This is a genomic window from Streptomyces sp. TLI_171, from assembly GCF_003610255.1.
Lineage (GTDB): Bacteria > Actinomycetota > Actinomycetes > Streptomycetales > Streptomycetaceae > Kitasatospora.
Genome location: NZ_RAPS01000001.1, coordinates 1,831,798 through 1,844,580, shown reverse-complemented (window position 1 = coordinate 1,844,580; position 12,783 = coordinate 1,831,798). Strand labels below are relative to the sequence as shown.

16 protein-coding genes are annotated in these 12,783 nt (G+C 74.8%); 10 read left to right on the top strand and 6 right to left on the bottom strand.

All coding sequences use genetic code 11. The features are described from left to right. Positions 1-91: 91 nt before the first annotated feature. The gene (gene trxA / locus BX266_RS08445; protein ID WP_099898279.1) at positions 92-472 is read right to left on the bottom strand and encodes a thioredoxin; all 381 of its coding nucleotides are present in this window, start codon (positions 470-472) and stop codon (positions 92-94) included. Between the two features lie 227 nt (positions 473-699). Between trxA and BX266_RS08440 the strand changes: the two genes are divergently transcribed. The 5 genes from BX266_RS08440 (at position 700) to BX266_RS08420 (ending at position 3,523) form a co-directional block, all read left to right on the top strand. Next, a complete protein-coding gene (locus BX266_RS08440; protein ID WP_099898278.1) occupies positions 700-1,275 on the top strand; it encodes a hypothetical protein in 576 nt (191 codons plus the stop codon). A 274-nt stretch (positions 1,276-1,549) separates the two neighbouring features. Then, positions 1,550-2,038 carry a sigma-70 family RNA polymerase sigma factor gene (locus BX266_RS39840; RefSeq protein WP_259465068.1) on the top strand — a complete coding sequence of 163 codons (489 nt, stop codon included), beginning with the start codon at positions 1,550-1,552 and terminating at the stop codon, positions 2,036-2,038. Continuing rightward, on the top strand, positions 2,035-2,820 hold the full coding sequence (locus tag BX266_RS40790) for an anti-sigma factor (protein WP_099898276.1): 786 nt from the start codon (positions 2,035-2,037) through the stop codon (positions 2,818-2,820). The genes BX266_RS39840 and BX266_RS40790 overlap by 4 nt, the downstream gene beginning before the upstream one ends. Before the next feature lie 73 nt (positions 2,821-2,893). After that, positions 2,894-3,154 (top strand): hypothetical protein, encoded by a 261-nt coding sequence (locus BX266_RS08425; protein ID WP_099898275.1) that lies wholly within the window; start codon positions 2,894-2,896, stop codon positions 3,152-3,154. 96 nt (positions 3,155-3,250) lie between these two features. Continuing rightward, on the top strand, positions 3,251-3,523 hold the full coding sequence (locus BX266_RS08420; protein WP_099898274.1) for a DUF1876 domain-containing protein: 273 nt from the start codon (positions 3,251-3,253) through the stop codon (positions 3,521-3,523). Between the two features lie 32 nt (positions 3,524-3,555). Here the strand turns inward: BX266_RS08420 and BX266_RS08415 are convergent, their stop codons facing one another. Further along, positions 3,556-4,761 (bottom strand): NAD(P)/FAD-dependent oxidoreductase, encoded by a 1,206-nt coding sequence (locus tag BX266_RS08415; RefSeq protein ID WP_099898273.1) that lies wholly within the window; start codon positions 4,759-4,761, stop codon positions 3,556-3,558. A gap of 244 nt (positions 4,762-5,005) precedes the next feature. On the opposite strand from BX266_RS08415, the gene BX266_RS08410 reads away from it, so the two are divergent. Then, complete coding sequence (locus BX266_RS08410; RefSeq protein ID WP_099898272.1) at positions 5,006-5,776, top strand: VOC family protein; 771 nt, start codon at positions 5,006-5,008, stop codon at positions 5,774-5,776. 26 nt (positions 5,777-5,802) lie between these two features. Here the strand turns inward: BX266_RS08410 and BX266_RS08405 are convergent, their stop codons facing one another. Both BX266_RS08405 and BX266_RS08400 read right to left on the bottom strand, forming a co-directional pair. After that, complete coding sequence (locus tag BX266_RS08405; protein WP_099898271.1) at positions 5,803-6,633, bottom strand: DUF2470 domain-containing protein; 831 nt, start codon at positions 6,631-6,633, stop codon at positions 5,803-5,805. A gap of 83 nt (positions 6,634-6,716) precedes the next feature. Next, positions 6,717-7,340 carry a TetR/AcrR family transcriptional regulator gene (locus BX266_RS08400; protein ID WP_099898270.1) on the bottom strand — a complete coding sequence of 208 codons (624 nt, stop codon included), beginning with the start codon at positions 7,338-7,340 and terminating at the stop codon, positions 6,717-6,719. A 132-nt stretch (positions 7,341-7,472) separates the two neighbouring features. On the opposite strand from BX266_RS08400, the gene BX266_RS08395 reads away from it, so the two are divergent. The 4 genes from BX266_RS08395 (at position 7,473) to BX266_RS08380 (ending at position 10,491) form a co-directional block, all read left to right on the top strand. Further along, on the top strand, positions 7,473-8,228 hold the full coding sequence (locus BX266_RS08395) for an SDR family oxidoreductase (RefSeq protein WP_099898269.1): 756 nt from the start codon (positions 7,473-7,475) through the stop codon (positions 8,226-8,228). After that, the gene (locus BX266_RS08390; RefSeq protein ID WP_259464607.1) at positions 8,225-9,037 is read left to right on the top strand and encodes an SDR family oxidoreductase; all 813 of its coding nucleotides are present in this window, start codon (positions 8,225-8,227) and stop codon (positions 9,035-9,037) included. Before BX266_RS08395 ends, BX266_RS08390 begins: the two co-directional genes overlap by 4 nt. Then, positions 9,034-10,002, top strand: a complete 969-nt coding sequence (locus tag BX266_RS08385; RefSeq protein WP_099898268.1) for an NADPH:quinone oxidoreductase family protein — start codon at positions 9,034-9,036, stop codon at positions 10,000-10,002. The genes BX266_RS08390 and BX266_RS08385 overlap by 4 nt, the downstream gene beginning before the upstream one ends. A gap of 120 nt (positions 10,003-10,122) precedes the next feature. Further along, positions 10,123-10,491 carry a tetratricopeptide repeat protein gene (locus BX266_RS08380; protein ID WP_099898267.1) on the top strand — a complete coding sequence of 123 codons (369 nt, stop codon included), beginning with the start codon at positions 10,123-10,125 and terminating at the stop codon, positions 10,489-10,491. A gap of 12 nt (positions 10,492-10,503) precedes the next feature. Here the strand turns inward: BX266_RS08380 and BX266_RS08375 are convergent, their stop codons facing one another. Both BX266_RS08375 and BX266_RS08370 read right to left on the bottom strand, forming a co-directional pair. Then, complete coding sequence (locus tag BX266_RS08375) at positions 10,504-11,733, bottom strand: acyl-CoA dehydrogenase family protein (RefSeq protein ID WP_099898266.1); 1,230 nt, start codon at positions 11,731-11,733, stop codon at positions 10,504-10,506. Between the two features lie 3 nt (positions 11,734-11,736). Beyond that, on the bottom strand, positions 11,737-12,756 hold the full coding sequence (locus BX266_RS08370; protein ID WP_099898265.1) for a phosphotransferase family protein: 1,020 nt from the start codon (positions 12,754-12,756) through the stop codon (positions 11,737-11,739). Positions 12,757-12,783: the final 27 nt, after the last annotated feature.

The window sequence follows — 12,783 nt, the reverse complement described above, 5'->3', positions numbered from 1 at the left end:
GCGTCACGGGGTGCCCGCCGTGGCGGGCACAGCAGTGGGGCGCCGGGGGAGTGGATCTCCCGGCGCCCCTGGAACTGCGTTGGGGGGAAGGCTAGTTCTGGCTGGCCTTCTGGGCGGCGACGCCCGCGTGGACCTCGGTCATGTCCAGCTTGCGGGCCTGACCGATCAGGTCCTCGAGGACCGGCTCGGGCAGCGCGCCGGGCTGGGCGAAGACCAGGACGCCCTCGCGGATGATCGCCAGCGTGGGAATCGAGCTGATGTCGAACGCCGCGGCGAGCTCCTGCTGCGCCTCGGTGTCGACCTTCGCGAAGGTGATGTCCGGGTGCTTCTCGGAGGCCCGCTCGAAGACCGGCGCGAACTGGCGGCAAGGACCGCACCAGGCCGCCCAGAAGTCGATCAGGACGAACCCCTTGCCGTCCTCGGCCTGGACCACCTCGTCGAAGTTGTCCTTGGTCAGTTCCACCGTGCTCATCGTCGCCACCTGCCTTCCGCAGCCGGGTGCCCTCGGACCGGGCCCCACCCGGGGCCCTCGCCCGGCACAACCCCGCCACCAGCAGAACTATTCCGACAGCCGCGGGCATTGAACGCCGACGGCGCGGCGCACGTACCCCCGGGTGAACCGAACGAACCGGCCGAGCACCGGGCACCGCGAACCCGGCCGTCCGGCCGCCCGCACCCTCCCGGACGGGAGAACACCCGATGACCACCACCGGCCGCACCACGACCACCGGACGCCTCACCCTGCTCGCCGCCGGAGCGCTCGCCGCCGGCGCCCTGATCGCCGGCTGCGGCAGCGGCGGCGGCTACTCGGCCGGGCACACCGGCAGCAACACGGCGCAGAGCCAGGGCACGCTGATGACCGCGCACAACACCACCCTCGGCACCCTGGTCACCGACGGGCAGGGCAACACCCTGTACCGCTTCGACCAGGACACCAACATGCCGTCGGCGTCCCACTGCAACGACTCCTGCGCCTCGCTCTGGCCACCGGAACTCGCCAACGGCAGCGGCAGCCCCACCCTCAAGGGCATCGACGGCAAACTCGTCTCCACCGTCACCCGTGCCGACGGCAGTCACCAACTCACGCTCAACGGCTGGCCGTTGTACCGCTACGCGCCGGACACCAAGCCCGGCGACACCAAGGGCCAGGGCGTGGACGGCACCTGGTTCGCCGCCACCCCGACCGGCGACAAGGCGATGCCCGGCAGCGGTGGCAGCCCCACCCCGTCGAGCCCGTCCAACCCGTCGACCCCGTCCGGCGGCTACGGCTACTGAGCCGGACATGGCCAGCGGACCGGAGGGGGTGCGGCGCGGGCGCCCGCGCCGCACCCCCGACACGGTTATCGACACGAGCCGACCCGGACTTGAGAACCCGTGGAGGGCCCGCGCCGCGCAGCCCGCACTGCGGCGGCCGCGCCCGATCGCCCCGCACCGGCGCCCGCGCGAGGATGGCGCCGTGGCCGAGCACCCCCGCAGCACCGGCCCCACCGGGCCCCCGACCGGCCCCGCCGGACCGCGCGGCGGGCGCCCGGCCGCCGAGGACCGCCTGATGCGGGCCCTGTACCGGGAGCACGCCGGGCCGCTGTACGGCATGGTGCTGCACCTGGTCGGCGGCGACCGGCAGCGGGCCGAGGACGTCGTCCAGGAGACCCTGGTCCGCGCCTGGCGGCACCTCGACCGGCTGGACACCGAGCACGGCAGCCTCCGGCCCTGGCTCGCCACCGTCGCCCGCCGGATCGTCGTCGACGGCCACCGCGGCGACCTCGCCCGCCCTCGCGAAGTCCCGGACAGCGTCCTCGAACGGCTCCCCGCCGAGGACGAACTCGACCGCACGCTGCGGCTGATGACGATCACCGACGCCCTCGACTCGCTGTCCGAGGCGCACCGCCGCACCATCACCGAGACGTACCTGCGCGGCCGCACCCCCACCGAGGCCGCCCCCGTGCTGGGCGTGCCGGCCGGCACCGTCCGGTCCCGCCTGCACTACGCGCTGCGAGCCCTCCGACTCGCCCTGGAGGAACGGGGCGTGACCCCATGACCATCCCCCGCCGCACCGGCGAACCCCCCGAGGACCCGCACCTCGACCTGGCCGCCCATCTGCTGGGCGTCCTCGAACCCGAGCGCGAACCCCGGTTCGCCGACCACCTGGCCCACTGCCCGCGCTGCGCCGCCGAGGCCGCCCGACTCGCCCCGACCACCGCGCTGCTCGCCGAACTCGCCGACACGGCCGACACGGCGGCCGACGCCGACGGCGCAGGCACGGCCGACGGCGCCGCATTCGCCGGCGCCACCGGGAGGGCCGAACTCGCCGACCGCGCCGATCCGTTCGGTACCGCCTCGGAGCCCGCGGAGCCGGCACTGCTCGACCGGCTGGCCGGGCAGGTGGCGGCCGAGCGGCGGCGCGGCCGGGTGCGGCGGCTGGTGCTGGCGGCGGTCGCGGCGGTCCTCGTGCTGGGCGGCCCCGCAGTCACCTGGGCGGTCCTGGAGACCTCGCAAGTCACCTCCGTCGCGCAGCAGTTCAGTGCCACCGACCCGGCCACCGGGGTGTCCGCGACGGTCGGCGTGGACCCGGCCGAGTGGGGCAGCCGGGTCACCCTCGACCTCGGCCACGTGCCGGGGCCGCAGACCTGCGAGCTGATCGCGGTGGGCGCCGACGGCAGCCGGCAGACCGTCACCAGCTGGACCGTCCCGGCCACCGGCTACGGCGCCACCACCGAGCTGCGCACCGAGGGCGGCGCCGGGCTGGCGCCGTCGGCGCTGGCCCGGTTCGAGGTCCGGGCGGGGCAGGCCGTGCTGGTCACCGTGCCCGTCCGCGGGTGAGCGCGGCACACTGGAGGTGAGGAGGCCACGTGGGCCCGGGCGCCGGCCGTCACGGGGCGCGTGGACGGTCGTGATGCACCAGATACCCCTGCTCTGTCCCCGCTGCGGCCGCCCGCAGCAGATCATGCACAGCGACGACCCGCACCACCCGATGTGGGTGGTGCACACCGACACCGGCCACGAGGACTGCGAGCCGTCCCCCGACGGGCCGCCCGCCGACGAGCCCGCCACCGACGGCCTGACCGCCGCCGAGTCCGCAGCCCGGTCCGGCGCCGAGCGCACGTCCGACCGGCCGCCGGTCGACCCCGAGGCCCTCGGCCTGGCCCGCTGCTGACCGGGGACCGCAGACCCGTCTCGCCGGTCCGGCCGGGTCTGCGCACTCTGGAAGGACCGGCCCGAAGACCCCGCACGCACCCGGGAGGTGGCGGCCATGAGGACGCTGGTCGGATGGCATGTCGAGATGGAGTTCGCGGAGGACGGCGACCGCACCAAGGCCGCCGCGCTGGTCCGCCTCGCCGACGGGACGGAGCTGCGCGGGCACGGCTTCTCCACCCGGCATCACGACGACAGCCCGCAACTGCGGGTCGGCGAGGAGGTCGCCGGGGCCCGCGCCCTCAACGACCTCGCCATGCAACTGCTCAGCAAGGCGCACGAGGAGGTCGCCCGGCCCGGCCGCGGCGACCCGGCCACCCCGCTGATGTAGGGAGGTAGGACGGCCCGTGGCAGCGCCGCCGGTCAGAGCCGGTCGAGCGGCACCGCCGGGTCGGCCAGCCGGTCCGGATCCACGGCCCGCCCGGAGCGGACGAGTTCGCGGATCGGGTCGGTGACGTCCCAGACGTTGACGTTCATGCCCGCCAGCACCTTCCCGCCGGACAGCCAGAACGCGATGAACTCCCGCCCGGCGACGTCGCCGCGGAACACCACCCGGTCGTAGCCGTCGGGCTCCGCGTAGCCGGTGTACTCCATGCCGAGGTCGTACTGGTCGGTGAAGAAGTACGGCACCCGGTCGTACACCGCGGCCTTGCCGAGCATGGAGGCCGCCGCGACGGCCGGCTGGTTGAGCGCGTTCGCCCAGTGCTCGACCCGGATCGGCTTTCCGAACAGCGGATGGAAAGCGTTTGCCACATCGCCCGCCGCGAACACGTCGGGGTGCGAGGTGGCCAGGTGCTGGTCGGTGCGGACGCCGTTGTCGACGGTCAGCCCGGCGTGCTCGGCGAGCGCCGTGTTCGGGGTGATGCCGACGCCGACCAGCAGCAGGTCCGCGGGGACGGTGCTGCCGTCGCCGAGCCGCACCCCGTCCGCCCGCAGCTCCTCGACCTTCGCGCCGAACCGCAGGTCGACGCCGTGCTCCCGGTGCAGGTCGGCGAAGACCTGGGCGACCTCCCGGCCGAGGACCCGCAGCAGCGGCAGCTCGGCGGCCTCCAGTACGGTGACCTCCGCGCCGGCGGTGCGGGCCGCGGCCGCCGCCTCCAGGCCGATCCAGCCCGCGCCGACGATCACCACCCGGGCGCCGGGGCGGAACGCCGCCCGCAGCCGGTCGCTGTCGCCGACCCGCCGCAGGGTCTGCACGAAATCCCCGTCGCCGCCCGGCACGGGCAGCCGGCGCGGCGCCGAACCGGTGGTCAGCAGCAGTTTGGAGAACGGCAGTTGCTCGCCGCCCTGCAGGGTGACGGTGTGTCCGGCCGGGTCGATCGCGGAGGCCGCGGTGCCCAGCCGCAGGGTCACGTCGTGCTGTTCGTACCAGTCGGCCGGGTGGACGTAGATCTTCTCCCGCTCCTCCTTGCCGAGCAGGTACCCCTTGGAGAGCGGCGGCCGCTCGTACGGCCGCTCGGCCTCGTCGCCGACCAGGGTGACCGGCCCCCGGTAGCCCTCCGTCCGCAGTGCCTCGGCTGCCTTGGCCCCGGCCAGGCTCGCCCCGACGATCACGATTCCGGTGTCCATGTGCTGTCTCCTTCCCGCCTCCCGGCTCCCCAGACCATGGCACCGCCACGCGTCCGACCGGGGGACCCGCGCCGATCACCGCCCCGCTCCGGCCGGGATTCGCCCACGAGGCTGACCGCGCACCCCTCCGGGCGCGATCGGTGGCGGCCCTCCGCGAGGCGGACCACGATCCGGCGTGGCCGTCGGCCTAGGCTGGGGCGGGCCCGGCCGTCCGGCCGGCGGAGCAGCGAAGGGAGCCCGCGGGATGGTGGAGCGAACGGCCACGGTGCGCTGCGTGCCCGCGGTGCCGTGCTGGGTCAGCCTGACGGCGCACGACCTGACGGCGGCGCAGGCCTTCTACGGGCCGCTGCTGGGCTGGGAGTTCGTGCCGGGACCGGACCGCTGGGGCCCGTACCTGCGCGCGGTGGTCGACGGCGTCGAGGTCGCCGGGCTCAGCGAACTGGGCTCCGACTGGGAGCGTCCGGTCGCCTGGACCACCTACTTCGGCATCGAGAGCGCCGACCGTGCGGCCGACGGCGTCCGCGAGCGCGGCGGCACCCTCGCGGTCGGCCCGCTGGCCTTCGACGCCGGCCGGGTCGCCCTGGCCGCCGACCCGTTCGGTGCGACCTTCGGCATCTGGGAGGGCGAGCCGGGCGACGACACCTGGATGTCCGACCCCGGCGCGCCGGTCTGGATCGAGCTGCGCACCGCCGACCCGTTCGCCGCCGCGCTGTTCTACGGCGAGGTGTTCCGCTGGGACGGCCGCGACCCGCGGCGCTTCGAGGTCCGGTTCGAGCACGAGCGGGTGGTGCTGCGCTCCGATGACCGCAGCGTCGCCGCGCTGCGCGCCGCCAAGGACCTGGCGCCGCACTGGGAGGTGTTCTTCTCGGTGGCCGACACCGATGCCGCCGTCCGGCAGGCCGGTGCGCTCGGCGGCCGGGTGCTGGACGGGCCCGTCGACTCCCCGTACGGGCGGGTGGCCCGGCTGGCGGACGCCGAGGGCGGGCGGTTCTCGGTGCTCGGCCCGGTGCTCTGACCCCACCTCCGCTGCCCGACGGTCCGTCAGCCCTCCGGGTGGAAGGCGGTTGCGCTGCGCAGGGTCGGGGCGGCTGCGTGCGCGAACAGCCGGTGCAGGGCCTCCGGCAGGTCGTCGGAGTGGCCGACCGGGCGGTGGAACTCGAAGCGGGCGTCCAGCACGGTGCCGGGATCGACGCCCAGCAGGCGCACCCGCAGGCCGCGCCGGTCCAGGGCGACCGGGCGGACCTCGCGCAGCCGGTCGGTGGCGGTGTCCCAGCCGGGCGGGGCGACCGGGCGGTCCAGCGCCTGCGAGCCGAGCACCAGCAGTTGGTCGGCGTGGGCGGCGGCGAGGTGCTGCAGCAGTGCGGGCTCCTCGGCGGCGACCGGGTCGGGTTCGGCGGCAGCGGTCTCGTCCGGGTCGACGCAGCACTCGGCGCCCCACAGGTCGTCGAGCGCCAGGTGGTCCGGCTCCAGCCGCAGCAGGACGCCGCCGTCGTGCCGGGCGGCGTGCCCGGCACGGGGGAAGAACGCGGCCGGGGTCTCGCCGGGGGCGCTGGTGAGCAGGCCCTGGATCTGGAGCCGGCCGCGGATGCGGTGCGGGACGGCGACGGGCGCGACGTCCACGCAGTCGAGTTCGGCGGTGAGCGGGCCGCGGGCCAGGGCGGTGATCCGGTGCAGTGCCGACTCGCGGCCGACCAGGACGGCCACCGAGCCGTCGGGGCGCGGCGCGCACGCGACCTGCGAGGGCAAACCGGGGCGGGCGGCGAGGTCGGCGCCGCGGATGTCCAGGACGGCCGAGGAGGCGAACTCCAGCAGGGTGCGGGCGCGTTCGGCGGCGGTCGGGGCGGACGAGCGGCGGGCGGGCTGAGGCAGCACAGAGAGCCTCCTTCTTGATTAGGTAAGCCTAACCTAATCAGCAAGAGGGCTGAACGTCCAGCACGCGTCCGGCGGGGGAGGCGTCAGGGGGACGACGGTGTCTCGGCGCCCAGCATCCGCAGCACCAGCTGTCCGTAGCGCCGCCCCAACTCCTCGGGGGACTCGCTGCTGCGCTCGGTGTACCAGCGCGCGACGTCGATGCCGAGCGAGGTCACGGCGCGGGCCGCGGTGCGCTGGTCGGGCACCTGGAAAGCGCCTTCCGACGCGCCCGCGGCGATGATCCGCAGCACCGTCTCCTCGATCCGGATCCGCAGCTCGGCGACGGCCGCGAAGTCCTCCTCGGGCAACGCGTGCAGCTCGTGGTTGACGATCCGCCCGACCGTGTGGCCGCGGGCGTGCCAGGTGGTGAAGGACTCCGCGAGGGCGCGCATCTGCGCCACCGGGTCGGTCGAGGACGCCTCGGCCTGCTCGACCAGGTCCAGGGTGGCCTGGTGGCCGGCCCGGGAGATCTCCGCGAGCAGCGCGGCCTTCGACGGGTAGTGGATGTACAGCGCGGCCGGGCTCATCCCGGCGGCGGTGGCGATGTCCCGGGTGGTGGTGGCGTGGTAGCCGCGGCGGGCGAAGGAGTCCACGGCGGCCAGCAGCAGTCGCCGGGCGGCCTCGGTGCGCTCCCCGGGCCAGAGTGCGGCGGTCGCTGGGTCGGTCATGGGGCAATCCTCGCAGACGGTTCGGCGCCGGTCGGCGGGCCGGGCTGTTGACAGTCTCGCCCGTCCCCAAGATGCTAAGCAAGCGCTTAGTCAATGACGGCGTCCAGGATGTCCGCACGGAGAGGTACGGCGATGACAGTGTCGTTCAAGGGCAAGGTGGCCGTGGTCACCGGGGCGAGCCGCGGTATCGGGCTCGGCATCGCGCGCGAACTGGTCCAGCGCGGGGCGAAGGTCTGCATCACCGCCCGCACCCGGGAGACCCTGGACGAGGCGGTGCGCGAACTCGGCGGCCCCGACCACGCCCTGGCCGTCGCCGGGAAGTCCGACGACGCCGCGCACCAGGAGGAGACCGTTGCCAAGGTCCTGGAGACCTTCGGCCGCCTCGACCTCCTGGTCAACAACACCGGCATCAACCCGGTCTACGGCCCGGTCCTGGAGACCGACCCCGCCGCCGCCGCCAAGATCCTCGCCGTCAACGTGCTCGCCCCACTGGCCTGGACCCGCCGCGCGCACGCCGCCTGGATGGCCGAGCACGGCGGCGCCGTGGTCAACGTCGCCTCCATCGCGGGCATCCGCGCCTCCAACGGCATCGGCATGTACGGCGTCTCCAAGGCCGCGCTGATCCGCCTCACCACGGAGCTCGCCTCCGAACTCGGCCCCGACATCCGGGTCAACGCGGTCGCCCCCGCCGTGGTTAAGACCAAGTTCGCCGAGGCGCTGTACGAGGGCCGCGAGGAGAAGGTGGCCCGGGCCTACCCGCTCGGCCGCCTCGGCCTGCCCGAGGACGTGGCCGGCGCGGTCGCCTTCCTGCTCTCCGAGGACGCCGGCTGGATCACCGGCCAGACCCTGGTGGTCGACGGCGGCGTCACCCTCGGCGGCAGACTGTGACGGACCGTCAGGACGCGATCGTCGGCGACGCGTTCGCCGGGGTCGGCGCCGTCGTCACCGGAGCCGGGCACGGGATCGGCGAGGCGCTGGCCCGGGCGCTGGCCGCCGCCGGCGCCCGGGTGGTGGTCAACGACCTGGACGGCGACGCCGCCCGCGCGGTGGCCGACGAGATCGGGGCGCACGCCGTCCCCGGCGACGCGGCGAGCGACGACGGGGTCACCGAACTGGTCACCGCCGCCCGCGCCCACCTCGGCGCCGTCGACCTGTACTGCGCCAACGCGGGCGTCGCCACCACCGGCGGACCCGACGCCCCGCCCGAGGCCTGGGAACAGGCCTGGCAGGTCAACGTGCTCAGCCACGTCCGGGCGAGCCGACTGCTGCTCCCGGACTGGTTGGAGCGCGGCACCGGCCGTTTCCTCGCCACCGTCTCCGCCGCCGGACTGCTCACCATGCTCGGCTCCGCCCCCTACGCCGTCACCAAGCACGGCGCGCTGGCGTTCGCCGAATGGCTGTCCGCCACCTACCGGCACCGCGGCGTGCAGGTCCACGCGCTCTGCCCGCAGGGTGTGCGGACCAGGATGCTGGACGGCACCGGCGAGCACGGGCAGGTGCTGCTCGCGCCCACCGCGATCGAACCCGCCGAGGTCGCCGAACGCGCCCTGCGCGGCATGGCCGCGGGGGAGTTCCTGATCCTGCCGCACCCCGAGGTCGCCGAGTACTACGCGGCCCGCGCCACCACCCCCGACCGCTGGCTGCACGGCATGAACCGGCTCCAGCAGCAGATCGAGGCCCGACAGGAGACCCGATGAGAGCCTGGCAGATCGCCGAACTCGGCGCGCCGCTGGACGTGATGAAGCCGGTCGAGGACGCCGACCGGCCGGTGCCCGGCCCGGGACAGCTGCTGGTCGAGGTCCGGGCGGCGGCCGTCAACTTCCCCGACGCGCTGATGGCCGCCGGGCTCTACCAGGTGCGCCCGCCGCTGCCGTTCACCCCCGGCGTGGAACTCTGCGGCGTGGTGGCCGAGGGCCCGCGGACCGGCGAACGCCTGATCGGCACCGCCCAGTTGCCCGCCGGCGCGTTCGCCGAGTACGCCCTGCTGGACGCCGCCACCGCGCTCCCGGCCCCCGAGAGTCTGGACGACGCGGAGGCCGCCGCGCTGCACATCGCCTACCAGACCGGCTGGTTCGCGCTGCACCGGCGCGCCCGCCTCGCCCCCGGCGAGACCCTGTTGGTGCACGCCGCGGCCGGAGGCGTCGGCAGCGCCGCCGTCCAACTCGGCAAGGCCGCCGGGGCGTTCGTGATCGCCGTGGTCGGTGGCAGCGAAAAGGCTGGGGTGGCGCGGCAGTTGGGCGCCGACCTGGTGATCGACCGGAAGGCCGAGGACTTCGTCGCCGCGGTCAAGGCCGCCACCGGCGGGCGCGGCGCCGACGTGGTCTTCGACCCGGTCGGCGGCGCCGCCTACACCGGCTCCACCAAGTGCATCGCCTTCGAGGGCCGGATCGTGGTGGTCGGCTTCGCCTCCGGCGAGATCCCCGCTCCGGCGCTGGGCCACGCCCTGGTGAAGAACTACGCGGTGCTCGGCCTGCACTGGGGCCTGTACGTGGCCAAGGACCCGGACGCCGTCCGCGACTGCCACGCCGCCCTCACCGCCCTCGCCGCCGCCGGGCAGATCCGCCCGCTGGTCTCCGAACGCGTCCCGCTGGCGGCCGCCGCCGACGCCGTTCACCGCGTCGCCACCGGCGACAGCACCGGCCGAATCGCCGTCATGCCGTAGGGACGGAACGGGAGTTCGGGACCGGCGGCCGCCGGGTCGCGGTCGGCCGAAGCTGTGCGAAGCTGACCGCGACCGGCCGCCGACCTGGACCCTACCGGCGACCCGGCGGCCGCCGGTCTCGTGGCCTCCGACGTCCACCACAGCTACCGGCGGCTGTTCGGCGACACCCACCTCCCCACCGTGGTGTGCGCGAGCAACCCGGGTTCCTACCAACGCCGTTCCGGCGCCCCGGCCGGCGCGCTCCAGTACGGGCGGTCCGCCGTCGCCGGGCTCACTCGCCCGCTCGGCGCGGACCACCCCGACACGCTCGCCGCGCAGGCCGATCTCGCGATCGTCCTGCGGGCGCTCGGTCGGGGTGCCGAGGCGGTGACCCTGCGGCTGCGGGCCCGGGCGGCCCTCACCGGGCAGTACGGCGAGGGCCATCCGCCGGTCGACGCCGTCGGCAGCTGGCGCCGCACCGATCTCGACCTCGCATCCCAGCCGCTGTGAACCCGCAGGTCCTCAGCGGTACTTCTTCAACTCCCGCCGCGCCAGCGAGCGCTTGTGCACCTCGTCCGGGCCGTCCGCGAGGCGCAGCGTGCGGTTGCCGGCCCAGAGTTGGGCCAGGACGGTGTCCTGGCTGACGCCGGCCGCGCCGTGCGCCTGGACGGCCTTGTCGAGGATCCACTCGACGGTGGACGGGACGGCGATCTTGATGGCCTGGATCTCGGTGTGGGCGCCCCGGTTGCCGACGGTGTCCATCAGCCAGGCGGTCTTCAGGACCAGCAGGCGGGCCTGCTCGATGCGGACCCGGGCCTCGGCGATCCAGTCCTGCACCACGCCCTGCTCGGCGAGCGGACGGCCGAACGCCACCCGGGAGTTGACCCGGCGGCAGGTCAGCTCCAGGGCGCGTTCGGCGATGCCGATGGCGCGCATGCAGTGGTGGATCCGGCCCGGGCCGAGGCGGGCCTGGGCGATCGCGAAGCCCGCGCCCTCCTCGCCGATCAGATTGGCTGCCGGGACCCGGACGTCGTCGAACAGGATCTCGGCGTGGCCGCCGTGGTCGGCGTCCTGGTAGCCGAACACCCGCATGCCGCGCAGGACCCGGACGCCGGGGGTGTCGCGCGGCACCAGGATCATCGACTGCTGGCGGTGCACCTCCGCGGACGGGTCGGTCTTGCCCATCACGATGAACACCTTGCAGTCCGGGTTCATCGCGCCGGTGATGTACCACTTGCGGCCGCTGACCACGTACTCGTCGCCGTCCCGGATGATCCGGGTGGTGATGTTGGTGGCGTCCGAGGAGGCCACCTCCGGCTCGGTCATCGCGAACGCCGAGCGGATCGAGCCGTCCAGCAGTGGCCGCAGCCAGCGCTCGCGCTGCTCGGTGGAGCCGAACTGGGCGAGCAGTTCCATGTTGCCGGTGTCGGGGGCCGCGCAGTTGACCGCGGCGGGGGCCAGCAGGACGGAGCGGCCGGTGAGTTCGGCCAGCGGCGCGTACTGCAGGTTGGTGAGGCCGGCGCCCGGCTCGCCCGGCAGGCCGTGGCTGTCTGTGAAGAACAGGTTCCACAGGCCGCGGGCCTTCGCCGCCGCCCGCAACTCGCCCACCACGGGCGGGATCTGCCACGGCTCGCGCTTCGGGTCGTCCAACTGCTCGGCCAGCACCGGCTCCGCCGGGTAGACGAACTCGTCCATGAACGCGCCGAGTTCGCCGAGCAGCTCGACCGTCCTGGCGTCGTAACCGAAATCCATCCCTCAGCCCTCCAGCGATCCGAGTCCGAACTCCACGAACAGCGGCACCAGTTCACCGACCCGGTCGAAGCCCGCGCCGACCGTGCCGCCCCGGGTGTACCGGTAGTGGATGCCCTCCAGCACCACCGCCAACTTGAACGAGGCGAAGGCGACGTACCAGCCGAGCCCCGACACGTCCCGCCCGGAGGCGTCCGCGTAGCGGCGCACCAGCTCGTCCGTGGACGGGAACCCGGGGGCGAGGGCCGCGCCCGGCAGCACGCCGTCGAAGCGGCGGGCCAGTTCGGTGTACATCACCAGCAGGCCCAGGTCGGTGAGCGGGTCGCCGACGGTGGACATCTCCCAGTCCAGCACCGCCGCGATCCGGTCGTCCTCGGCCACCAGCACGTTGTCGAGCCGGTAGTCGCCGTGCACCAGCGCGGGGGCGGGCGAGTCGGGCAGCGTCTCGGCGAGGCGCCGGTGCAGCTCGTCCACGCCCGGCACCTCGCGGCTCCGCGAGGCGTCCAACTGCTTTCCCCAACGCCGGAGTTGCCGCTCCAGGAAACCTTCGGGGCGGCCGAATCCGGCCAGCCCGACCGCCTCCGGGTCCACCGCGTGCAGCGCCACCAGGGTCTCCACCAACCGCACGCCGAGCCCGTGCACCCGCTGCTCGCCGAGGGCGGCCAGCGCCTTGGCGTCCCGGTGCGCGGTGCCCTCGACGTACTCCATCAGGTAGCAGGGCGCGCCGATCACCTCGGTGTCCTCGACCAGCAGCACCGGCCGCGGCACCGGCACGGCCGTCCCGGCCAGCGCCCCGAGCACCCGGTACTCGCGGCCCATGTCGTGCGCGGTCGCCAGCACGTGCCCGAGCGGCGGCCGGCGAAGCACCCAGCGCGAGACGCCGTCCTCCACCAGGTAGGTCAGGTTCGACCGCCCGCCCTCGAACAGCCGGGCGGTCAGCGGCCCCGCCGTCGGCGCGGGCAGGGCGCGGTCCAGGTGGGCGCGCAGCCGGTCCAGGTCCAGTCCGGGCGGAGCAGCGGTGGTCATCGGGGGCACCTCGCAGAGAATCGGGCT